This window comes from Arthrobacter sp. SX1312 (assembly GCF_002929295.1).
Classification (GTDB): Bacteria; Actinomycetota; Actinomycetes; order Actinomycetales; family Micrococcaceae; genus Arthrobacter_D.
The window spans coordinates 1512765-1533719 of the sequence record NZ_PJIM01000001.1; the positions used below are offsets into that span (position 1 = coordinate 1512765).

Annotated in this window: 21 protein-coding genes and 2 tRNA genes; 7 read left to right on the plus strand and 16 right to left on the minus strand. The window is 70.1% G+C overall.

The window, feature by feature from the left end; genetic code table 11:
* The first annotated feature begins 50 nt into the window (after nucleotides 1-50).
* Entirely contained in the window at nucleotides 51-713 is a 663-nt protein-coding gene (locus CXQ92_RS07145; RefSeq protein WP_104166449.1) for a hypothetical protein, read from the plus strand.
* A gap of 108 nt (nucleotides 714-821) precedes the next feature.
* The gene (asd, locus tag CXQ92_RS07150; RefSeq protein WP_104166451.1) at nucleotides 822-1961 is read left to right on the plus strand and encodes an aspartate-semialdehyde dehydrogenase; all 1140 of its coding nucleotides are present in this window, start codon (nucleotides 822-824) and stop codon (nucleotides 1959-1961) included.
* A gap of 206 nt (nucleotides 1962-2167) precedes the next feature.
* On the opposite strand, the gene CXQ92_RS07155 is transcribed toward asd, so the two are convergent.
* A complete protein-coding gene (locus CXQ92_RS07155; protein WP_146067406.1) occupies nucleotides 2168-3877 on the minus strand; it encodes an HNH endonuclease signature motif containing protein in 1710 nt (569 codons plus the stop codon).
* A 183-nt stretch (nucleotides 3878-4060) separates the two neighbouring features.
* On the opposite strand from CXQ92_RS07155, the gene CXQ92_RS07160 reads away from it, so the two are divergent.
* Nucleotides 4061-4489 carry a hypothetical protein gene (locus CXQ92_RS07160; protein ID WP_104166453.1) on the plus strand — a complete coding sequence of 143 codons (429 nt, stop codon included), beginning with the start codon at nucleotides 4061-4063 and terminating at the stop codon, nucleotides 4487-4489.
* Between the two features lie 69 nt (nucleotides 4490-4558).
* Here CXQ92_RS07160 and CXQ92_RS07165 read toward each other — a convergent pair whose 3' ends face one another.
* The 5 genes from CXQ92_RS07165 to CXQ92_RS07185 all read right to left on the minus strand — a co-directional run bounded on the left by CXQ92_RS07165 (nucleotide 4559) and on the right by CXQ92_RS07185 (nucleotide 7830).
* Entirely contained in the window at nucleotides 4559-5638 is a 1080-nt protein-coding gene (locus CXQ92_RS07165; protein ID WP_104166826.1) for a UDP-N-acetylmuramate dehydrogenase, read from the minus strand.
* An 8-nt stretch (nucleotides 5639-5646) separates the two neighbouring features.
* Nucleotides 5647-6087 (minus strand): MaoC family dehydratase, encoded by a 441-nt coding sequence (locus tag CXQ92_RS07170; RefSeq protein ID WP_104166455.1) that lies wholly within the window; start codon nucleotides 6085-6087, stop codon nucleotides 5647-5649.
* 2 nt (nucleotides 6088-6089) lie between these two features.
* Nucleotides 6090-6539: a MaoC family dehydratase N-terminal domain-containing protein gene (locus tag CXQ92_RS07175; protein ID WP_104166457.1), complete on the minus strand. Its 450-nt coding sequence runs from the start codon at nucleotides 6537-6539 to the stop codon at nucleotides 6090-6092.
* Between the two features lie 85 nt (nucleotides 6540-6624).
* The gene (locus CXQ92_RS07180; protein WP_104166459.1) at nucleotides 6625-6855 is read right to left on the minus strand and encodes a hypothetical protein; all 231 of its coding nucleotides are present in this window, start codon (nucleotides 6853-6855) and stop codon (nucleotides 6625-6627) included.
* A gap of 33 nt (nucleotides 6856-6888) precedes the next feature.
* The gene (locus CXQ92_RS07185; RefSeq protein WP_258069776.1) at nucleotides 6889-7830 is read right to left on the minus strand and encodes a DUF2797 domain-containing protein; all 942 of its coding nucleotides are present in this window, start codon (nucleotides 7828-7830) and stop codon (nucleotides 6889-6891) included.
* Nucleotides 7831-8020: 190 nt separating this feature from the next.
* Here CXQ92_RS07185 and CXQ92_RS07190 point away from each other — a divergent pair, with 190 nt between their 5' ends.
* Nucleotides 8021-8443 (plus strand): pyridoxamine 5'-phosphate oxidase family protein, encoded by a 423-nt coding sequence (locus tag CXQ92_RS07190; protein ID WP_104166461.1) that lies wholly within the window; start codon nucleotides 8021-8023, stop codon nucleotides 8441-8443.
* 11 nt (nucleotides 8444-8454) lie between these two features.
* On the opposite strand, the gene CXQ92_RS07195 is transcribed toward CXQ92_RS07190, so the two are convergent.
* From CXQ92_RS07195 to CXQ92_RS07205, 3 genes are all read right to left on the minus strand, one after another.
* Nucleotides 8455-9525, minus strand: a complete 1071-nt coding sequence (locus CXQ92_RS07195) for an ATP-dependent DNA ligase (RefSeq protein WP_104166463.1) — start codon at nucleotides 9523-9525, stop codon at nucleotides 8455-8457.
* A gap of 126 nt (nucleotides 9526-9651) precedes the next feature.
* A complete protein-coding gene (locus CXQ92_RS07200) occupies nucleotides 9652-10218 on the minus strand; it encodes a type 1 glutamine amidotransferase domain-containing protein (RefSeq protein ID WP_104166465.1) in 567 nt (188 codons plus the stop codon).
* Nucleotides 10219-10325: 107 nt separating this feature from the next.
* A complete protein-coding gene (locus CXQ92_RS07205; RefSeq protein ID WP_104166467.1) occupies nucleotides 10326-10910 on the minus strand; it encodes a helix-turn-helix domain-containing protein in 585 nt (194 codons plus the stop codon).
* 92 nt (nucleotides 10911-11002) lie between these two features.
* On the opposite strand from CXQ92_RS07205, the gene CXQ92_RS07210 reads away from it, so the two are divergent.
* The 3 genes from CXQ92_RS07210 (at nucleotide 11003) to CXQ92_RS07220 (ending at nucleotide 13963) form a co-directional block, all read left to right on the plus strand.
* A complete protein-coding gene (locus tag CXQ92_RS07210) occupies nucleotides 11003-12103 on the plus strand; it encodes an NAD(P)/FAD-dependent oxidoreductase (protein ID WP_104166469.1) in 1101 nt (366 codons plus the stop codon).
* Nucleotides 12093-12725, plus strand: a complete 633-nt coding sequence (locus CXQ92_RS07215; RefSeq protein WP_258069777.1) for a bifunctional 2-polyprenyl-6-hydroxyphenol methylase/3-demethylubiquinol 3-O-methyltransferase UbiG — start codon at nucleotides 12093-12095, stop codon at nucleotides 12723-12725. The genes CXQ92_RS07210 and CXQ92_RS07215 overlap by 11 nt, the downstream gene beginning before the upstream one ends.
* 68 nt (nucleotides 12726-12793) lie before the next feature.
* A complete protein-coding gene (locus tag CXQ92_RS07220) occupies nucleotides 12794-13963 on the plus strand; it encodes an RtcB family protein (protein WP_104166473.1) in 1170 nt (389 codons plus the stop codon).
* Nucleotides 13964-14029: 66 nt separating this feature from the next.
* On the opposite strand, the gene CXQ92_RS07225 is transcribed toward CXQ92_RS07220, so the two are convergent.
* From CXQ92_RS07225 to CXQ92_RS07255, 7 genes are all read right to left on the minus strand, one after another.
* Nucleotides 14030-14103 (minus strand) — tRNA-Met (locus CXQ92_RS07225).
* Between the two features lie 55 nt (nucleotides 14104-14158).
* A tRNA-Thr gene (locus CXQ92_RS07230) sits at nucleotides 14159-14230 on the minus strand.
* A gap of 126 nt (nucleotides 14231-14356) precedes the next feature.
* Nucleotides 14357-16276: a DEAD/DEAH box helicase gene (locus CXQ92_RS07235; protein WP_104166475.1), complete on the minus strand. Its 1920-nt coding sequence runs from the start codon at nucleotides 16274-16276 to the stop codon at nucleotides 14357-14359.
* Between the two features lie 337 nt (nucleotides 16277-16613).
* Nucleotides 16614-17270: an MOSC domain-containing protein gene (locus CXQ92_RS07240; protein WP_104166477.1), complete on the minus strand. Its 657-nt coding sequence runs from the start codon at nucleotides 17268-17270 to the stop codon at nucleotides 16614-16616.
* 47 nt (nucleotides 17271-17317) lie between these two features.
* Nucleotides 17318-17992: a response regulator gene (locus tag CXQ92_RS07245; protein ID WP_104166479.1), complete on the minus strand. Its 675-nt coding sequence runs from the start codon at nucleotides 17990-17992 to the stop codon at nucleotides 17318-17320.
* A complete protein-coding gene (locus tag CXQ92_RS07250; RefSeq protein WP_104166481.1) occupies nucleotides 17989-19533 on the minus strand; it encodes an ATP-binding protein in 1545 nt (514 codons plus the stop codon). The genes CXQ92_RS07245 and CXQ92_RS07250 overlap by 4 nt, the downstream gene beginning before the upstream one ends.
* A complete protein-coding gene (locus CXQ92_RS07255; protein ID WP_181033568.1) occupies nucleotides 19533-20870 on the minus strand; it encodes a glycosyltransferase 87 family protein in 1338 nt (445 codons plus the stop codon). The genes CXQ92_RS07250 and CXQ92_RS07255 overlap by 1 nt, the downstream gene beginning before the upstream one ends.
* Nucleotides 20871-20955: the final 85 nt, after the last annotated feature.

The window sequence follows — 20955 nt, forward strand, 5'->3', positions numbered from 1 at the left end:
CCGGAGCCGCCGGGCACCTCTCCGGACTCCGACAACCGAAGGACACGGACATGACTGACGCAGGCAACCACCCATCGGACCCGGTGCAGGGGGCGGTCCCGCCCAAGGCTCTCGGACTCGGCTACGCCGAACTGGCGGCGCTGCTCGCGATGAGGCCCGGCGGACCGTCGACGTCGAGCGCGGCTGCGTTGCGCATCCCGCAGGAGGCCGCCGACAGCCAGGTCATCCGTGCCGGCACTTCGTCCCTCGTCGCACACGGCCTCGCGACCGTGGGTCCCAAGCGCGAGCTGGTGGTCCGCGGAGCCGTGGCGGCGATCCTCTCCGCCCTGTCCGGCGCCCGGCGGCGCGTCGACATCGGACTGCTGGCGCCCGGCCGGACCAGCGGGAGCATGCTCCAGGTGGAGTCGGACGAGTTCTCCATCCTGCTGCAGCCGCGCTCGTACCTCTCCTGGTTGGCCATGGCGCAGGACCCTGGGCTGTCCGGAGCACAGGCCCTCCTCATGATGGTCACCTCGCACCTCACGACCCACCCCGACGGCGGAGCCACCGTGTACCGCCACGAGACGCCGGCCAAGGGCCGCCTCCTCATCAGGAGCGATGCGTCGGGCTGGACGGTGGGCTACCAGTACGAGGGCCGGGAGGACGTCCCCCAGCGGACGGGACTCGACGACGACGCCCTGCTGGCCGAACTCCGGAACGTGAGAGGGGACTGACGGGTCCCTCTCCCCGTTCCCTGACGACTGCCGCCGACGCCGGCGATCTGCGGGAGGCATCGGTCACAAACCAGCGTGTCCGGGGAGCCTCCGCCTAAACTGGAGGGCATGACTTCAGCACCCGAGAGTTCCGCCCTGCCCTCCGTCGGCTTCGTCGGCTGGCGCGGCATGGTGGGCTCCGTCCTCATGCAGCGCCTCCAGGACGAGGGCGACTTCGCCCGGATCAACCCCGTGTTCTTCTCGACGTCTGCCGCCGGAGGCGCCGCACCGCAGTTCGCGGAGGGCTCCGGCACGCTGCAGGACGCCTACGACGTGGAGACGCTCGCCAAGCTGCCGATCATCGTCACCGCCCAGGGCGGCGACTACACGGCCGAGGTCTACCCCAAGCTGCGCGACGCCGGGTGGCAGGGCCTCTGGCTCGACGCCGCGTCGACGCTGCGCATGGAGCAGGACAGCATCATCGTCCTCGACCCGGTCAACCGCGACGCCATCGACGCCGGACTCGCGCGTGGCGTCCGCGACTTCATCGGCGGCAACTGCACGGTCTCCTGCATGCTCATGGGGTTGGGCGGGCTCTTCCGCAACGGCCTCGTGGAGTGGGGCACGTCGATGACCTACCAGGCGGCCTCGGGCGGCGGCGCACGCCACATGCGGGAGCTGCTCAACCAGTTCGGTACGCTGCATGGCACCGTTGCCGTCAATCTCGACGACCCCGCCTCCGCGATCCTCGACATCGACCGTGCGATCCTCGCCAAGCAGCGGCACCCGAGCCTCGAAGCGAGCCAGTTCGGTGTGCCGCTGGCCGGTTCCGTCATCCCGTGGATCGACAGCGACCTCGGCAACGGCGTATCCCGGGAGGAGTGGAAAGCCGGAGCGGAGACCAACAAGATCCTCGGCACCGCCACGCGTATCCCGTTCGACGGCCTCTGTGTCCGCGTGGGCGCCATGCGCTCGCACTCGCAGGCGCTGACCCTGAAGCTGACACAGGACCTGCCGGTCAGCGAGATCGAGTCGATCCTCGCAGCCGACAACGAGTGGGTGCGCGTCATCCCCAACACGAAGGTCGACACGATCGCGGGCCTGACGCCGGTGGCGGCCACCGGCTCGCTGGAGGTCCCTGTCGGCCGGATCCGTAAGCTCGAGATGGGCCCGGAGTACATCAGCGCCTTCACGGTGGGAGACCAGCTGCTGTGGGGAGCTGCCGAGCCGCTCCGCCGGATGCTGATGATCGCCACCGGGAATCTCTGAAGCGTCTTTCCACGCGCCGGTGACCCGTGGGTGTTGTCCGGGTGATCTGACGGCGAGCTCAAGAACCGGTTGGATGCGCGTTGCTGGGGATTCGGCGGCGATCTGCCGATGTCGGACGGCGAGAGCTGTCGGTGGTGTCCCGGTCGCCTCGGTGGACATGACACTCCACCGATCGTTCGAAGCGGCCGCTCCTTCCACTGCTTTCCCTACTGCTGTACGGTCGAAACCGCGCCCCCGGCGCCACCCGGCAACCCGGGCTCGGCATGCCAGTACCTGTTGCGCCGCGCGGTGGTTCCGGGTCGACCGAGATGTGGCGGTGGGGTGAACCAGGGTATGCCGTTGTGCGATGCGACCGTCCAGAGGCCGTCATGGATGGTGTGATGGTGGTGTGCACACAGCAGGACTCCGTTGGCGATGCCGGTGGTACCCCCGGAAGCCCAGGGCGTCATGTGGTGGGCCTCGCACCACGTGGCTGGAACAGTGCAGTCCGGGAACGCGCAGCCGCGGTCCCGGGCGATGAGGGCTCTACGCACGTGTGGCGGGAAGAGCCTACCTGCGCGGCCGATGTCGAGGATCTGCCCCTCGCCACCGAGTACCAGGGGAACGAGGTCCGCGTCGCAGGCGATCCGCCGGATGGTGCTGGCACTTAGCTGCTCGGCGAAAACGGCACGCCCGGTCCCGCTTCCGCCCCTCGAGCCGGCGGTGCGGGCATCACCCGAGGTATCCCGACCGGTGGTTCGACCGGCAGGTCGACCGGCGGTTCGACGTGCCGTATCCCGACTGCTGCTGTCGTGACTGCTGGTGTCCCGGCTGCGGGTGTTGCGGAGCTCGTCGAGGAGGTCGCGGTAGTCGATGGTCACCATGACCTGGGGCCTGTGGCCACCGGTTGCCGGCAGGAGGGACGTGGACAGGGCGATGCGGCACGCACCCACCAGCCCGTCGAGCAGGCTCTGCGCCCGTGTAGGACTTCCCGGTCCCTTCGACGGCATGATCGGATCGCCTGCACCGTCCGTCACGGCTCCGGCACCGTTCACGCACTGGGAAGCGTCCGCGGCGCGGTCGGCCTTGGGACTCCGGGGGTTCGTGGCGGTGGTCATGGCCGTGACCAGATGCTCGAACTGCTCGTCGGTGGCCCCGATCTCGAGGATGCGCAGTCCGTTGCGCCGCCCCCTGAAGAACACGCCCTGACGGGCCCGCAGAACCTTCTCCGTGGGCTCCTGACCGTCCTGGTCCAGCACGGTCTCCCAGCGACGGGCGAGGACACGCAGAACATCCTCATCGGATTCCAGTGCCTGACTGGTGAGATGACGTTCCATCGACGCCAGCTGCTCGGGTGCAGCGAGGCAGCCGGCCCGTTCCACTGCTGAACAGATGAGCGTCGCTGCCCTTCCGCTCAGGGTGCCCGAGGCGAACGCGGCACTCACGGCCGCCGACTGCGGCTCGAGGGGCGCACCCGAGGGAGCGACACCGGGCAGCACGCGATGGGCCAGGTCCAGCCTGCGCTTCGCCTCAGCGCGGCTGATACCCAGCCTGGCCCGCAGGTAGTCCGCGCAGTCCCGGAACCGGTTCCCGCCGGCGCTGTCGGCCGCGCTTCCGCTGGAAGCCCTCACCCCGGCCGCACCGACTGGTTCGGACGTGCGGAGGGACTCTTCCGCCCGTGTCTGGAGGGAACCGACTTCACGAGGCTTGTCACCCGACGCCAGATCCGTCTCCTCCGCCAGTCCCGCGGCGAAGACCTGGAGGAAATCGACGACCCGCGAGATGTCCTCGACGTCGACCAGCGTCCGCAGCGCCTCGCTCCGTGACAGCATCCGGCCCTGAGCCGTCAATGAATCAGCCACCTGCACGAGCGCGGCGTACACGAATCCGAGGGAGAGTTCGGAGTCTCGGGGATTCTCCAGCGGTGCGACAGCCATACCTGATTTTATCGAACGCACGTACTATTTCCGAGGGCGGACGGTGATTGTGGAGGACAGGTCAGCGTCGCCTCGTCCACATCTCCTCGCGCCCATCACCGGCCGAGCACGGACCCCTCCCAGGGGATCCGGTACCGCCGGGAGCCGCACGAAAAGGTCGGAGGCCACAGGCAGGATGGGCGCATGGACCCCGTGAACGCAGACATCGTCCTCCGGCGCTTCTTCGCGGCCAGCGGCCATACGCGGCACCCCGAGAGCCTGCTGCGATACGAGCGGATCCAGGTCCACCTCCGCGCCTACCTCGAACACGTCGCCGCGACCAGGCTGACCGACACCGACCAGGAACTACTCGCGCTGGAACGCCAGTTCGGCACCGAGGACCCCTACGTCCAGGTCATGGGAGCGCGCGAGCTGCTGCACGCGCTGCCCGACTTCCTCGCTGCGCCCCAGCTCCTCCCGGACTTCCACGATCGGCTCGCTCAGATCAGCGTCGCCTCACGCCTTGCGCAGTGGCTCTGTTCACGGCAGCTCGTGCAGCGCGAGGACAGCTGGCAGGACGTCGTCCTCACCCGCGCCGCCGCCGAACAGGCGCGCCGATCCCCCGCACGCTGAGGGAACCCGGGCTACCGAGGAATCGCGCGGAGGGACGGACAGGCAACCGGGCAGCCGACGGCGGGCACGCTACAGGGCGCAGTTGATGAGCAACGGCTCGGGCTCCAGCCGGATCCCGAAGGCCCGCTCCACCCCGTCCCTCACGAGGCGGGCGACGGACAACAGGTCCGACGCCGAGCCGCCGCCCCTGTTGGTGAGGGCGAGCGTGTGCTTCGTCGACAGCGCGGCCCGCCCGCCGGCAGCGGCGAACCCGTCATCGTCCGTGAGACCGAATCCCTTGGAGAACCCTGCATGCTCGATGAGCCAGGCGGCGCTGAGCTTCACGTGGCCTTCCTCACCCGACGGGTAGCGGGGAGCATCGGCCGGCAGCCGGTCCGCGACATCCTGCGGCACGATCGGGTTGGTGAAGAACGATCCCGTACTCCACGTGTCCGGGTCCGGTGCGTCCAGCACCATGCCCTTCCCGGCCCTCAGTCCGAGCACCTCACGGCGCACATCGTTGGCATAGGCACGCGCCCCGACCTCGACGCCGAGGGCACGGGCCAGCTCCGCATACCGGATCGGGGTGCTCATGCGTCCGAGGCCGAGCTGGAACTCGACCGTCAGCACCACGTAGCGCGGCGACCCGTCGACCGTGCTGCGCTTCAGCAGGGAGTCCCGATAGCCGAACTGCAGCTCGAAGTTGGTGAAGCTCCTGATGCTGTCCGTCTGGCGGTCGAACGTCCGCACCGTGGCGATGGTGTGGGAGACATCCGAACCGTACGCCCCGACGTTCTGGACGGGCGTCGCTCCCGTGGAGCCGGGGATACCCGAGAGTGCCTCGAGCCCCGTGAAGGCGTGAAGGACGGTGTACCGCACGAGGTCGTCCCAATCGTGCCCGGCCTGCACCTTCACCATGACGCCGCCGCACGTGGCGTCGTCGTCGTCGACGGTGAAACCGCTCGAGGTGATGCGGACGACGGTGCCCGCGAAGCCGTCGTCACCGATCAGCAGGTTCGACCCGCCGCTGATGATGAGCAGCGGGTCCCCGGCGGTGTCGGCGGCGCGGACAGCCTCCACGATCTCCTGTTCGGTCGAGGCCTCCACGAGCGTGCGCGCGGGTCCCCCGACGCGTGCCGTCGTGAGGTCGGCCAGGAGAGTCCCGGTCAGGGGCACGGTCATGGCAGCTTCACCACGGCCTGCGCCTTCACGAGCACCTTCTGCCCGGCGAAGGTCACGGTGAGGTCGATCCGCGCCGTCGACCGCTCGGTGTCGATCGCGCCGACGATGCCCGTCACCTCCACCACGGCACCCGGCTCCCCGGGCTGCGCCGTGGTGTCCTCGACGACCACGGGCTTGGTGAACCGCGTCTGGTAATCGATGACGGCGGCGGGGTCGCCGACCCAGGCCGTGACGAGCTGGACGACGGCGCCCATGGTGAACATTCCGTGGGCGATCACGCCGGGGAGTCCTACCCCCTCGGCGAAGGCCTGGTTCCAGTGGATCGGGTTGAGGTCTCCCGAAGCGCCCGCGTACCGGACCAGGTCCTGGCGGGTGATGTCGATGGTGGTGGAGCCGATCTGCCGCCCCACCTCGAGCGTGCTGATGGATACTGCCATGACTACTGGTCCTCTCCGCGGACGAGGAGGGACGAGGTCGTGGTGGCCGTCGGCTCGCCGTCGACGGTCGAGATCTCCGCACGCGTGGTGATCATCGCGCCGCCGCCCATGGCCCGCACCTGGTCCACGTGGAGTTCGGCGACGAGCTGGTCGCCCGCGATGATCGGGCGGTGGTGGATGAAGCGCTGGTCGGCGTGGACCACGCGGGTGAAATCGATCCCCGCACTCGGATCGGCGATGAGCTGCGCGTCGGCACGCTGCGCGATGATGATCGCGAAGGTGGGCGGGGCCACCAGGTCCCGGTGTCCGAGCGCTGCCGCGGCGTCGACCTCGTAGTGTGCCGGGTGTGTCGCCTTGACGGCCCGGGCGAAGTCGCGGATCGCCTCACGGCCCACGGAGTAGGTCTCTCCTGCGGGGTAGCTGCGCCCCTGCAGGTCTGGGTCGATGGTCATGGTTCCTCCGATGGAAACGGCGTCGGGCGGGCGGGGAGATCCTGGCTGAGGGCGCGGGAAGGGGACGGCATCGGGCTGTGCGGGCTCAGCGCCGGTCCCGAAGGCGGCGCCGGGTGTCCCGCGAGCGCACCACCATGCCCGCGACGTGGCACACCATACCGACCACGATGATCGGGATGCCGGTCGAGACGAGCGTGCGCTGGTCCGTGACGGCTCCGACCACGGCGATGAGGATGCCGAGCGCCGTGGTCACCAGGGCGGAGACCACCAGCTTGCGGTACAGGTCCGAGCCGGTCTCCCAGGGCGTATTCAGCATTCATCGATTCTACTGCCGCCCGCCCCTCGGACATCAGAAGAGCGCTTCCTGGACAGCCGGCACCGGCGTGCTGAAGTCCCCGGCCCGGAGCCGCCGGCCCTTGAGCTGGGCCAGGTCCGCGACGAACACGAGGTCCGCGCCGTCGATCGAGACCAGCGCCGACGGGCCGAGTACCTCGCGGACGGTGACGCCGTGCCTGCCCTGACCGAGCGGCAACGGATACGGCTGCAGCCCCCGTCGGCCGAGGACGGCGGACCACGACGGCGGCGGGTCGAACTCCTCATGGACCACCTCGAAACCCTCGATCCCCAGGCCGCCACCCAGCAGCCCCCGGGCCGCCAGGGCGAAGCCGTCGTTGACGTGCTCCAGCTGCACCGCGGGCAGCGGCGCGCACAGGGACGCGGCCTTGGTCGCGGACCGTACGGCCTGCTGCAGGCCGACCGTGCGCGTGACCTCGTCCTCGAGGATCCGCACGATCCGCCCGTCCCGGGCGTACGCGACGAACTGCGCCACGACGGCGCCCTGCTCCACGAGGCGCGCCCGCTTCCGCAGGTGCGACGCCGTCCCGACCTTCGTCGAGCCGTCCGCGAAGGTCGCCACGTAGAGCCAGTGCGGCTGGTCGAGGTAGCGCTTCAGCCCGGCGGGGGCGATCCCGGAGCGGTGGATGTCGTGCATGTAACGGAGGTCGTCCTGTGCGAAGCAGCGCCCGCACTGGGAGCCGCGCTCGGCAGGCGCCTCATCGGCACACGGCACCCAGGTGCGGTCCTCCCGTCCGTGGACCCGGTGGAAGCCGAGGCAGTACTTCCCCTCGGCGGTGACCTCGAAGGCGAGTCTCGTGCCCGGGCTGAGCGGCAGCTCGCACCGCCCCTCGTCCTCCCCACCGGAGTCGGCGCGCAGCGCGGACACCTCATGCATCGACAGGGACGGCCCTGCCTCGTCCCAGGTCACGCCGCTGCAGAGATAGGTCGGTTCCACGGCTCCAGCGTAGGGGCTGGTACCGACAACGACGGCGTACCGCGCAGGCCCAGCGCCGACCGACCGGCCGGGCTCCTCGGACATCGGGGCCGCCCGACTCTGGTGCCCGCAGCGGACGTCGGGGACACTGATGCCGCATCACCCCCGCATCCGCCACGGCGGACACCCCGACGTCCAGGAGGATCACGCCATGGAAAGTGACGAACGACCCGGAACGGTCCTGTCCGAAGCCGAAGCATGGGACATGCTGAAACGCTCCGAGTACGGTCGGCTGGCCGTGAGCGTGCTGGGCGAACCGGACATCTATCCGCTCAACTTCGTCGCGCACAACGGGGCACTGTTCATGCGGACGAATCCGGGGACGAAGCTGGCCGAACTCACGGTGAACGAGCGCGTCGCCTTCGAGGTGGACGAGGTCACCGGCGACGAGGCCTGGAGCGTGGTGCTCAAGGGCACGGCCCGGGTGATCGTCTCGCAGTCCGAGGTGGACGAGGCGGACACGCTGCCGCTCAGGCCCTGGATCCCGACGCGGAAGTACACCTATGTGGAGATCACCCCCACCTACATCCATGGACGCCACTTCGAGCTCGGCGAGGAACCGGAGCGGTACTGACCCGCCGGGCGTCACTCCGGGGACGTGACGCCACCCGTGAGTACACGGCTGAGATCGTAGGCCGCGGGGAGGTCGAGCTGGTCGAACGTGCACGAGCGGGCTTCCCGGTCCGGCCGCCACCGTTCGAACTGGACCGTGTGGCGGAAGCGGTCACCCTCCATCTGGTCGTACCGCACCTCGACCACGCGCCGCGGATGGAGCCGGATGTAGGAGACGTCCTTCGCGGACGCGAACCGGCTCCGCTCGGTGGCGCCTAGTTCCGCGGTGCCGTCGTCGTCGCGCATCACGTCCTGCTCCAGTTCGTCGACCAGCTCCAGCCGACGCGTGTCCGAGAACGCGGAGATGCCGCCGACGTTCCGCAGCGCGCCGTCCTCGTCGTAGAGACCGAGCAGCAGCGACCCCACACCCTGCCCCGACGTGTGGATCCGGTAGCCCAGCACCACGGTGTCGGCGCTGCGGTGGTGCTTCACCTTGAGCATGCGCCGCTTGTTCGGTTCGTAGGCGGCGGCCAGCGGCTTCGCGACGACGCCGTCGAGGCCCGCGCCCTCGAACTCCACCAGCCAACGGCGCGCGAGCCCGACGTCGCGCGTGACCTGCGAGAGATGGACCGGCTGCGCGAAGGACTCCCCCACACGCTCCAGGGCTTTCCGGCGCTCGTCGAAGGGCACACCCGTCAGGTCGGCGCCGTCCAGCGCGAGGAGATCGAAGGCGATGAACGACGACGGCGTCTGCCCGGCCAGGAGCTTCACCCGGCTCTCCGCCGGGTGGATCCGCTGCGACAGCGCGTCCCAGTCGAGCCGCTCCGCCCCCGGCTCCCCCTTCCGCACCACGATCTCCCCGTCCACCACGCAGCGGTCGGGGAGGTTCTCGAGCAGTGCGTCGACGAGTTCCGGGAAGTACCGGGTGAGCATCTTCGAGCCCCGGCTGCCGATCTCGCAGGTGCCGTCCGCGATCCTCACGATCGCCCGGAAGCCGTCCCACTTGGGCTCGTACACGAGGCCGCCGGGCACGCTGTCGGGCTCGGGGACGGCAGCGACGGCCTTGGCGAGCATGGGCCGGACAGGGAAGGGAAGGTCGGTCATGCTCCGATCCTGTCCTATGGGCGCGAGCTGCGCCATCACCGCCCGGGCCTCGCGGCCTCCCCCGAGGACACTGCAGGGCCCGCCATTCGGCGGGCCCTGCAGTGGGTGGTCGGGTGAGAGCCCTGGTTACGGGGTCTGGCCCTCGTGTGGGCCTTCCTCGATCTCCTCGAGGAGCTTGTCGTTGAACGCCTCGAGGTCGTCCGGGGTGCGGCTGGTGACCAGGCCCTGATCCACCACGACCTCCTCGTCGCTCCAGTTGGCGCCCGCGTTCTTCAGGTCGGTCGCGAGCGTGTGGTAGGACGTCATGTCCCGGCCGCTCACCACCCCGGCCTCGATCAGCAGCCAGGGTCCGTGGCAGATGGACGCGACGGGCTTGTGCTGCTCGAAGAACGCGCGGGCGAACGCCTGGGCATCCGTGTCGACGCGCAGGAAGTCCGCGTTCACGACGCCGCCGGGCAGGACGAGCGCGTCGTAGTCGTCGGCCTTCGCGTCGGCGACGGCGAGGTCCACCTCGAAGGTGTCGCCCTTGTCCATGCCGTCGAAGCCCTGGAGGGTCCCGGCTTTCGGCGAGATCAGGGTGGGGACTCCGCCCGCCTCCTTGACGGCGTTCCAGGGGCTCGTGAGCTCGATCTGCTCCACCCCGTCCGTCAGCAGGAATGCGACCTTCTTGCCGGAAATGTCGTGCTCGGACATGCTGTTCTCCCTTGCGTAGAGCGTGGCTGTCGTACCGTGTCCAGCCTAGGAACGCACCAGATCATAAGCAAGCTGAGTAATGACCGCCTGCACGACACCGGGGCGGACTAGGGGCGCTTCGGCCGCGCCCGGACGTGCATCCGCTCGCCCTGCTGACCGAAGAGGCTGATGAGTTCCACGGGCTTCCCGTCGGCGCTGGCGAACCAGTGGGGGGTGCGGGTGTCGAATTCGGCGGCCTCGCCCGGTCCGAGCACGAAGTCGTTGTCACCGAGGACGAGGCGGAGGGAGCCGCTGAGGATGTACAGCCACTCGTAGCCCTCGTGGACCTGCGGATCCGGTTCGGTGCCGCGCGCAGCGCCGTCGAGCACCATCTTGAACGCCTGCATGCCGCCCGGGCGGCGCGTGAGGGGGATCGCGGTGGTCCCGTGGTACTCGATGGGACGGAGGTGGATGCGGGGGTCGCCGGTCGGCGGCGCTCCGACGAGATCGTCGAGCGGCACCCCGTACACCCGGGCGATGGGCAGCAGGATCTCGAGGTTGGGGCGGCGCCCACCGGATTCCAGCCGCGACAGCGTGCTCACGGAGATACCGGACGCCGCGGACACGTCGCCGAGCGTGAGGTTGCGCTGTGCCCTCAGGGCGCGGAGACGGGGTCCGACGGCGTCGAGTACCGCCTCGAGGTCTGCAGTCATGACCCTATTTTGCCATACCGGCAAAGAAGTTTGCACTCCCTGCGGGAGTCGCCCGATGCTGGATGTATCGGCACACTCGAAGGAGAACCACCATGTCACCCACCGATCGCACCCTGCAGGAGCGGCACGATGTCGTCGTCATCGGCGGCGGACCCGCGGGCCTGAGCGCGGCCGTCACGCTCGGCCGTGCCCTCCGCTCCGTCGTCGTCCTCGACGCCGGGCAGCCGCGCAACGCCCCCGCCCAGGGCGTCCACGGCTTCCTGGCCTGCGAGGGCATCAGCCCGGCTGCGCTGCTCGACGCCGGGCGCGCCGACGCCGAGAGCTACGGCGCGGAGTTCGTCCGCGCGGAGGCCGTGCGCGTCCAGCGCGTCGCCGAGGGATTCGCCGTGGTGCTGGCGGACGGGCGCGGCGTCGTCGGGCGGCGCCTGCTCCTCGCCACGGGCCTGGCGGACGGGTTGCCGGCGATTCCCGGTCTGCGTGAGCAGTGGGGTGTGGGCGTCGTGCACTGCCCGTACTGCCACGGGTACGAGATCCGCGGGCAGCACATCGGCGTCCTCGGGACGGGCCCGATGTCCATCCACCAGACGCTCCTGTTCCGGCAGTGGTCGGAGCACGTCACGCTGTTCCTCAACGACACGGTGGCTCCGACGGACGAGGAGTGGGACACGCTGGCCGCCCGGTCGATCCGCGTGGTGGACGGCGCCGTCGCCTCCGTCGACCAGGCGGACGGCGTCCTGACCGGGGTGACGGTACGGGACGGTACGACCTTCGGCCTGGACGCCCTCGCCGTCGGGACGCGGATGGAGGCCCGCGGGGACCTGCTGGCGCCGCTGGGCCTCGCGCCGCAGGATCATCCCTCCGGCATGGGCCACTCGATCGTCCCCGGCCCCATGGGCTCCACCGCGGTGCCCGGGGTGTACGTCGCGGGCAACGTCTCGAATCTCTCCGCGCAGGTCGTCGTCGCAGCGGCCGAGGGCACCATGGCGGGTGCGGCGATCAACGCGGACCTGGTCGCGGAGGAGACCGCCTGGGCCCTCGACGGATACCGCGGTCCCTTCTCGGCGTCGTCGGAGTCCGGCGTCTCGGAGCGCGTGCTTGGTGTCCGCCGCCACGGGCTGGATGATGGGCAGGTCACGGGCGCCTCCGCGCCCTCCGATTCGACGCGTCGGGAAGAGGTACGCAGTGTCGGTTGAGTACACGCAGGAGTTCTGGGACGACCGCTACCGGCAGCACGCGTCGAGGATCTGGAGCGGCACCCCGAACCGGCAGCTCGTCGCTGCGGCGCAGGAACTGCCGCCGGGCCGGGCACTGGACGTCGGCTGCGGGGAGGGAGCCGACGCCGTCTGGCTCGCCTCCCGGGGCTGGACCGTCCTCGGGATCGACGTCTCGGAGGTGGCCCTCTCCCGTGCCCGGACCCACGCCGAGGCGTTCGAGGAGCCGGTCACGGACCGCCTCGAGTGGCGGCACGCGGACCTGCTGGCCTCGCCGGAACTCCCGGACGGACAGGACCTCGTCTCCATCCAGTTCATGCACCTGCCCGATCCGGACCGGTCGCGGATCTTCCGGCGGTTGGCGGCGCTCGTCGGCGTCGGCGGAACCCTCCTCATCGTCGCCCACGACCCCTCGGACCGGCACGCCGGAGTGGGGCGGCCGCCGCACGCCGAGCTGTTCTACACCCCGCAGCAGATCGCCGCCCTGCTCGACGACTCCTGGGACATCCGGGCCTGCGAAGCCCGGCCGAGGACCCAGCGCACCGCGGACGGCCGCGACGTGACCATCAGGGACGCCGTCCTGCAGGCAGTACGGCTCCGCTGAGGCCCGCAAGGGCCGGGTAGCAGCCCGTACCGCGTGCGCTCCCACCGGTCCCTCGATAGCCTCGACGGATGCAGTGGATCACGGAGAAGTACGTCAATTTCGCCAGCGTGGTCGACGAGGTGACGCTCGCACAGAACCTGATGACCAGTTCCATGCCGTTCGTGTACCCGCACTTCGCCTCCATGCCCGATGCCCATCTGGGGAAGGGCTGCGCCGTCGGCTCGGTTCTTCCGACCCTCGGGGCGATCATCCCGGCGGCCGTCGGGGTGGACATCGGCTGCGGGATGGTCGCGGTGCGGACCGACTTCAGGGCCACGGACATCGCCCACCTGGACCGTCGTCGCCTGCGCCAGGCGATCGAGCGGGCCGTGCCGCTCTCGGCCGGCAACAACAACAAGCGCGTCAGCGCCTCCGCCCAGCCCCGCGTCGACACCCTCGAGCAGGACGCCCGTACCGCGGGATTCGACCCGTCGAGCTACGTGAAGCAGTGGCGGCTGCAGCTCGGCACCCTCGGATCGGGCAACCACTTCATCGAGGTGTCCCTCGACGAGCAGGACGACGTCTGGCTCTTCCTGCACTCCGGGTCCCGGGGTATCGGCAACCGGATCGCGCAGCGCCACATCCGTGCGGCACAGGACTACTGTGCGCGACGGTCCCTCGGCCTCCCCCACCAGGACCTCGCGTACCTGGAGGAGGCGACGCCCGAGTTCGACCGCTACATCAGCGAACTGCTGTGGGCCCAGAAGTTCGCCCTGCTCAACCGCGAGGAGATGATGGACCGCGTGGTCCGGCAGTTCGCCGACTGGGTGGGCGGTCCGGTACAGGAGCGCGAGCGCATCAACTGCCACCACAACTACACGCAGCGGGAGACGCACTACGGCAGGGACGTCTGGCTCTCCCGCAAGGGCGCCATCGCCGCGGACCCCGGCCGGCCCGGCCTGATCCCCGGCTCGATGGGCACGCGCTCCTACGTGGTGACGGGCAGGGGCAGCAGGGAGTCCATGGACTCGGCGCCCCACGGCGCCGGACGCGAGTACTCCCGCACCAGGGCCCGGAAGACGTTCACGCAGGACCAGCTCCGGGCAGCGATGCGCGGCATCGAGTACCGGGACACGCCGGCGTTCCTCGACGAGATCCCGGCCGCCTACAAGGACATCGACGTCGTCATGCAGGATGCCCGGGAGCTCGTGGACGTCCGCCACACGCTCCGGCAGATCATCAACGTGAAAGGCGACTGACGCGGCGCCTTGGATACACGGAAGGCCCCGGAGCCGAAGCTCCGGGGCCTTGCGGGGTTCTGTCTGTAGCGGTGGTGGGACTCGATCCCACGACCTCACGATTATGAGTCGTGCGCTCTAACCAGCTGAGCTACACCGCCCCAAATGAGTCTGCCCGCACCGATCGGACGATCGTCACGGGCCCCCTCATTTGCGAGCCCCCCACCGGAATCGATCCGGTGACCTCGTTCTTACCAAGAACGCGCTCTACCACTGAGCTAGGGGGGCAACAGCAAGAAACTTTACCAGTTCCCGGCCGCTGGTGCGAAATCGGCAGCCGCCTGATCGGCGGACCCCGCATTCCGCGTCGGACCCGTGCAGGCACGGGTCCGACGGGGGTCTGTCAGCTGGGTCCTACCACTGCTCGGACTGCGCGCTGGGGCGTCCTGCCCCGGCGCCGGCGCCCTTGGCCTGGCGTGGCTTGCGGGTGGCGTCGCCCGAGAAGCGGGTGTCGCCGTCGCGCTTGGGGTAGTCCTTCTTGAAGGGCTTCTTGAACTCGCCCGCACCACGGTTGCCTGCGGGCTTGCGGCCCTTGTCGAGCTCCAGGTGGATCAGCTCGCCGCCGATGCGCGTCTTGGAGAGCGCCCGCAGCTGGTCCTTGGAAAGATCGGCCGGCAGCTCCACGAGGCTGTGGTCCGCACGGATGTCGATGCCACCGATCTGCGAGGAGGACAGGCCGCCCTCGTTCGCGATGGCCCCGACGATCGAGCCCGGCATCACGCGCTGGCGACGGCCCACCGCGATGCGGTAGGTGGCGTTGCCCTCGGTGAGGGTGCGGGTCGGGCCGCGGGACCCGAAGGCGTCCTTGCGTCCGTCGGCGCGCTCGCGCTGGCCGGCGGGAGCCACCGGGATGTCCTGGACCAGGACGGGCTGGCCGCCCTGCGCCATGATGGCGAGGGCCGCTGCGATCTCGGCGGCCGGCACATCGTGCTCGACCTCGTAGTTCGCGATCAGGTCGCGGAACAGCGAGACGTCCTCGGTCGCCAGCGTGGTGGTGATCTTCTCCGCGAACTTGTTCAGGCGCAGCTCGTTGATCTTCTCCGTGGAGGGCAGCTGCATCTGCTCGACCGGCTGGCGCGTGGCCTTCTCGATCGAACGGAGCAGGTACTTCTCGCGGGGGGTGATGAAGAGGATCGCGTCACCCGAACGCCCCGCGCGGCCGGTACGGCCGATGCGGTGCACGTAGGACTCGGTGTCGTGCGGGATGTCGTAGTTCACGACGAGCGAGATGCGCTCCACGTCGAGCCCACGGGCGGCGACGTCCGTGGCGACGAGGATGTCGATCTTGCCGTCGCGCAGCGCCTCGACGGTGCGCTCGCGCTGCTGCTGGGGGATGTCTCCGTTGATGGCTGCTGCCGAGAAGCCCCGTGAACGCAACTTGTCCGCCAGGTCTTCGGTCGCCATCTTGGTGCGGACGAAGGCGATGATGCCGTCGTAGTCCTCCACCTCGAGGATGCGGGTCATCGCGTCGAGCTTGTGCGGGCCCATGACCTGCAGGAAGCGCTGACGTGTGTTGGTGCCCGTCGTCGTCTTGCCCTTGACCGAGATCTCGGCGGGGTCGTTCAGGTACTTCTTGGCGATGCGGCGGATGGCCGGGGGCATCGTCGCGGAGAACAGGGCAACCTGCTTCTCGGCCGGGGTGGAGGAGAGGATCTGCTCCACGTCCTCGGCGAAGCCCATGCGCAGCATCTCGTCGGCCTCGTCGAGCACCACGTACTCGAGGTTGGACAGATCGAGCGAGCCCTTGGAGATGTGGTCGATGACGCGACCGGGCGTGCCGACCACGACCTGCGCGCCGCGGCGGAGCCCGGCCAGCTGGGGGCCGTAGGGCGATCCACCGTAGACGGGGAGGACGGTGAAGCCCTCCATGTGCTTGGCGTAGGAGGCGAAGGCCTCCGCGACCTGGAGCGCGAGTTCGCGGGTCGGTGCGAGGACCAGGACCTGCGTGTTCTTGCTCGGGCCGCCGTTGACGTCGGCGAGCTCGGCCATCTTCGACAGCGCGGGGATGGCGAACGCGGCGGTCTTGCCGGTGCCGGTCTGGGCGAGGCCGACGACGTCGCGGCCCTCGAGCAGCGCGGGGATGGTCGCCGCCTGGATGGGCGAGGGCTTCTCGTAGCCGACGTCGGTGAGGGCGGCGAGGACGCGGCGGTCCAGATTCAGGTCGGTGAAGCGGATCTCCGCGGCGTCGTCCTCGGCCGGTGCTGCCGGGGCCGTGACGGCCTCGTCGGTGACGGGCGTGGAGTCGGTGATCTGTTCGGACAGGTTTTCAGGCACGGGAAATAATCCTCCAGGTAGGTGCCGGACGGCCCTGGCAGGATGGAGCCCGCAGTGCCGAATGAACGTAGGAATCCGGCACTGTTTCAATCCCGGCGCCGAACTCCGGGCCACACGGTTCTCTCTGCTCTCTCAGCAGTGACGTGTGACGTTTCTTCTAGCCGGCGCTCCCTGATGAATCTGCTCGCGAGTCTGTGCTCCGAGCCCCAACACAACCAATCCGGCCCGAGAGGGCGGACATAAAGGGAATACCGGTGTGGGGGATGTTCCCAGTCTACGGCACGCCGGCGTCGCCCCGAGCCAGAAGGGCGACGGCGGCCGGGTGACGTTCGGCACGTCAGGCTGGCGCCGCGACCCTCAGGGCCTGGAGGGCTGCCTTCCGCACCTGCGGGGTGAGCGCCAGCGACCCCCCTGCTGCGGCATCGAGGAGCGCCAGGGCGCGGGTCCCGTCGAGGCCGGCGTAGACCTGGGCTGCTGTGACGCCGTGCTCCGGGACGCTGCTGATCCGGATCGCGTCCCCGGCCTCGATGCTGCCCTTCACCACCACGCGCAGGTAGGTCCCCACGCGGTTGGCCTCGCTGAAGCGCTTCACCCAGGACTTCTCCCCCAGGTACCGCGCGAAGTTCACGCACGGTGTCCGGGGCATGGTGGCCTCGAGGACCACCTGCTCCCCCACGCTCCAGCGTTCGCCGATGACCGCATTGGACGCGTCGATCCCGGCGACGCGGAGATTCTCCCCGAAGAGACCCGGTGTCACGTCCCGCCCCAGCTGGGCGGCCCAGAAGTCGGCGTCCTCCTGCGAGTAGGCGTAGACGGCCTTCGTGGGCCCGCCGTGGTGCTTCCGACTGGCCTGGATGTCCCCTGTGAGTCCCAGCGGGTGGACGTTCACGGGCCCGACGACGGCCCGCTTGTCGATCGCGGTGACGCCCGTGGAGTCCCTCGTGGGCAGCAGGTCGTGGACGCGGCATACCGCGAGGAGGGTGCCGGAGGTCATGGCCACCATCCTAGGTCGCGTCCGGCCGCCGCCGGGGATCTCGGCGCTCACGGCTCGAACCGGTACCCCATGCCGCTCTCCGTGACGAAGTAGCGCGGCGCACCCGGGTCCGGCTCGAGCTTCTTGCGCAGCTGCGCCATGTACACGCGGAGGTACTGCACGTCCTTCGCGTACGCCGGACCCCAGACGTCCAGGAGCAGTTGCTGCTGCGACACGAGCCGGCCGGGATGACCGATCAGCCGGTCGATGATCTTCCACTCGGTGGGCGTCAGCCGGACGTCCCTGCCGTCCCTGACCGCGCGGCGCGCACCGGCGTCGAGGGTGAAGTCAGGGGTCTCGATGACCGGTGCCTCGGCCGCGATCGCCGTCCGCCGGGCCGCCACGCGGAGGCGGGCCAGCAGTTCGTCGAGGCCGAAGGGCTTCGTCACGTAGTCGTCGGCACCGGCGTCGAGCGCGTCCACCTTGTCCTGCGACCCGTGCCGCGCCGAGAGCACGATGATGTGGACCTGGGACCACCCGCGGATCCGCCGGATGACGTCGACGCCGTCGAGGTCCGGCAGGCCCAGGTCCAGCACGATGATGTCCGGGTGGTGCTCGGCGGCGGCGGCGAGCGCGGTCTCGCCGTCGACGGCCGTCACGCACTGGTAGCCGCAGGCGCGCAGGTTGATCTCGAGGGCCCGGAGGAGCTGCGGTTCGTCGTCGACCACCAGCACGCGCGTCACAGCTCCGCCGCTCCCGTCGAGATGGGCAGGCGGATCACGAGCGTCAGGCCGCCGCCCGGCGTCTGCTCGGCGTCGAGCACGCCGCCCATCACCTCGGTGAAGCCCTTCGCGACCGCCAGCCCGAGCCCGACGCCGGCACCCGACGGCGCGTCGTCGAGGCGCTGGAACGGGCGGAACATGGCGGCGACGTCGTCCCGCGACACACCGCGCCCGTGGTCGATCACCCGCAGTTCGCTGGCGGGGAAGCCGTTGATGAGCGCCCTGCCGGTCCCGCCGACCGACGCCGTCACCTCGATGGGTGATCCGGGGGCGTACTTCACCGCGTTCTCCACGATGTTCGCGAGCACGCGCTCCAGCAGCCCCGGATCCGCCTCGATCGCGGGGAGGTTCGGCGGGATGGCGACGTGCACGCGGTCGGCGGGGACGCCGGCGAGGGCGGGGCCGACGACGTCGATCCACCGGAGGGGGCGCAGCAGGGCATTCACGGCGTCGCCGGTGATGCGCGACATGTCGAGGAGGTTGTTCACGAGTGCGTCCAGCCGGTCGGAGGAGTCCTCGATCGTCTCGAGGAGCTCGTCCTGCTCCTCCCGGGAGAACCTCATCTCCGAATGCCGGAGGCTGCTGACCGCCAGTTTGATGCCGGTCAGGGGCGTGCGCAGGTCGTGGGAGACCGAGCGCAGGATCGCCGTGCGCATGACGTTGCCTTCCACCAGCCGCTGGTTGGTGCGCGTGCTCCTGATCAGTTCCTGCCGCTGGAGCATGGACCGCAGCTGCCCGGCGAACGCTGTCAGGAGGCCGCGTTCCCGCGCCGACAGCGGGTGGCCGTAGAGGGCCAGGGTGACGTCGCCGTCCACCGGCTCGAGGGTGGTCGCCGTCTCCGGCATCCAGGCGTCCGCGCCGCCGACGCGGCCTCCCCGCGCCGCGCCGCGCTGCTCGGGTCCCCGATCGGGGGTGTCGCGCACCGCCAGTGCGGTCCGTTGCACGCCGGTGTCCGTCGTGGTCCCGTCCCCCGGAGCGTCAGCCGTGGCCGTGGTGCGGCCGAACAGGGCGACGGCGTCGACGTCGAAGTGGGTCTGGACGTGCCGCAGGAAACCCTGCAGCGTGTCCTCCTCGGCGAGCGCGCCGCGGGCCAGCGCTCCGAGCAGTGCCGCTTCCTGCTGGGCCAGCGCCGCATCGCGGGATCGCTGCGCGGACAGTCCGACCACGAGGGACACGGTCACCGCGACGGCGATGAAGATCAGGACCGTGGCGACGTTGTCGGCGTCCGAGATCTCGAGGGACCCGAAGGGTTCGGTGGACGTGTAGTTCAGGATGATGCTGCTCCACAGCGCGCCGAGGAGGGCCGGCCAGAGGCCCCCGATCAGGGCGACGGCGATGACGCCGGCAAGCTGGAAGAGGACGTCGACCGCGAGCAGGGAGCCGCCCGCCTGGAACACGGCTGCCTCGAGCAGCGGGGGCAGGACCAGCGCGACGGCGCACGCGACGCCGACCCGCAGGCGCCCGACGGGAGCCGCGAGGGTACGCCGCGCCGCCGGCGCCATCAGTGGCGCGGGGTGCCGGGGAGGGCGGCGTCGGGCGTGGCGGGGTGGTCCGTCCCGGCTCCGACAGCGACCTGCCCGCAGCCCGGGGCGGGCCCCGGCAGCGACCGCCGGGCACGGCACAGGAGGACCCAGAAGACGGTGATCGCGAGCGCGCAGAAGACGCCGGCACTGGAGGCCATGAGCCAGCCCGTGGTCTGCTGCGAGTCGAGGTCGTCGGCCCCGAACAGCAGGCCGATCGTCTTCGGTGAGTAGATGAAGACCGGGAGGGTCGCGACGAAGAGGACCGCCGCCGTCGTCCGGTGGGCCGACAGGGCCGGGGGAAGCCCGGCCGCCTGCCCGGCAAGGACCGCGAGGACCACGACGATCCAGACCCAGTGGTGGGACCACGAGATCGGCGAGATGAGGAGCATGAGCAGCGAGGTCATCGCGATCGGCAGGAAACGGTCGCCGTGGCGCTTCGAGGAGCGGATGACGTACGCGGTCGCGGCGACGAGCAGGAGGGAGACGACCAGCCACGGGACGGTGGAGGGGAATCCGGGGCCCAGGAAGTGGAGGATGGCGCCGCGGACCGAGAGGTTGTCCACATACCCCTCGCCGCCGATGCGCCCGGTGTCCCGCAGCATCTGCAGCCAGTACGTCGAGGATTCGCCCGGCAGGAGGAGGAATCCGACGGCGATGGTCCCGAAGAAGCCGCCCGCCATGGTGAACAGCTGCTTCCACTCGCCGCGGACCAGGAAGTACAGGCCGAAGACCAGCGGCGTCAGCTTGATGCCGGCCGCGATGCCGGTGAGCAGGCCGGTCGGCATGCGGCGGTGCGGCCCGGAGAGGAGGTCGGCGGCGATCATGGCGAAGAGCACGATGTTGACCTGCGAGAACGCCATGGTCTCCCGCCAGGGCCCGAGCAGGCACACGAGGCCGGTCCCGGCGATCGCCAGCGGCAGGGCGGTCGCATGGCGGAGCACGTCGCGGACGGCGCGGAAGCCGCCGAGGTACCGGGTGATGAGCAGCGACGTCGCGGCCGCGATGAGGACGGACAGCGCGACGAAGAGCGCAGCCCCCGTCTCCGCGCTCACCAGCGTCAGCGCGGTGAAGACGAGCGCGGCGAACGGCGGATACGTGAAGAGCAGGGAGCCCTCGCCCTCGCCGAAGGAACGCGAGTACAGCGACCCGTCGGCGTCGACCACGGACTGACCGCCCATGCGGTACACCCTGAAGTCGAGGCCGATGAAGTCCGCCCAGGCGAACGCCCAGGCCGCCAGGGCCGCGGCCACCACCACTGCGGCCACCAGGCCCAGCGCCCGGGTTCTCGCCGCCACTGGGGCACTGCGCTGGCTCATGCTGTCCTTCCGAAGGATCGGGTGCTGGGACCGGTCCGGGAAGCCCGACGAACGGCTCATCCAGTGTAGGCACGCTCCGGGGGGC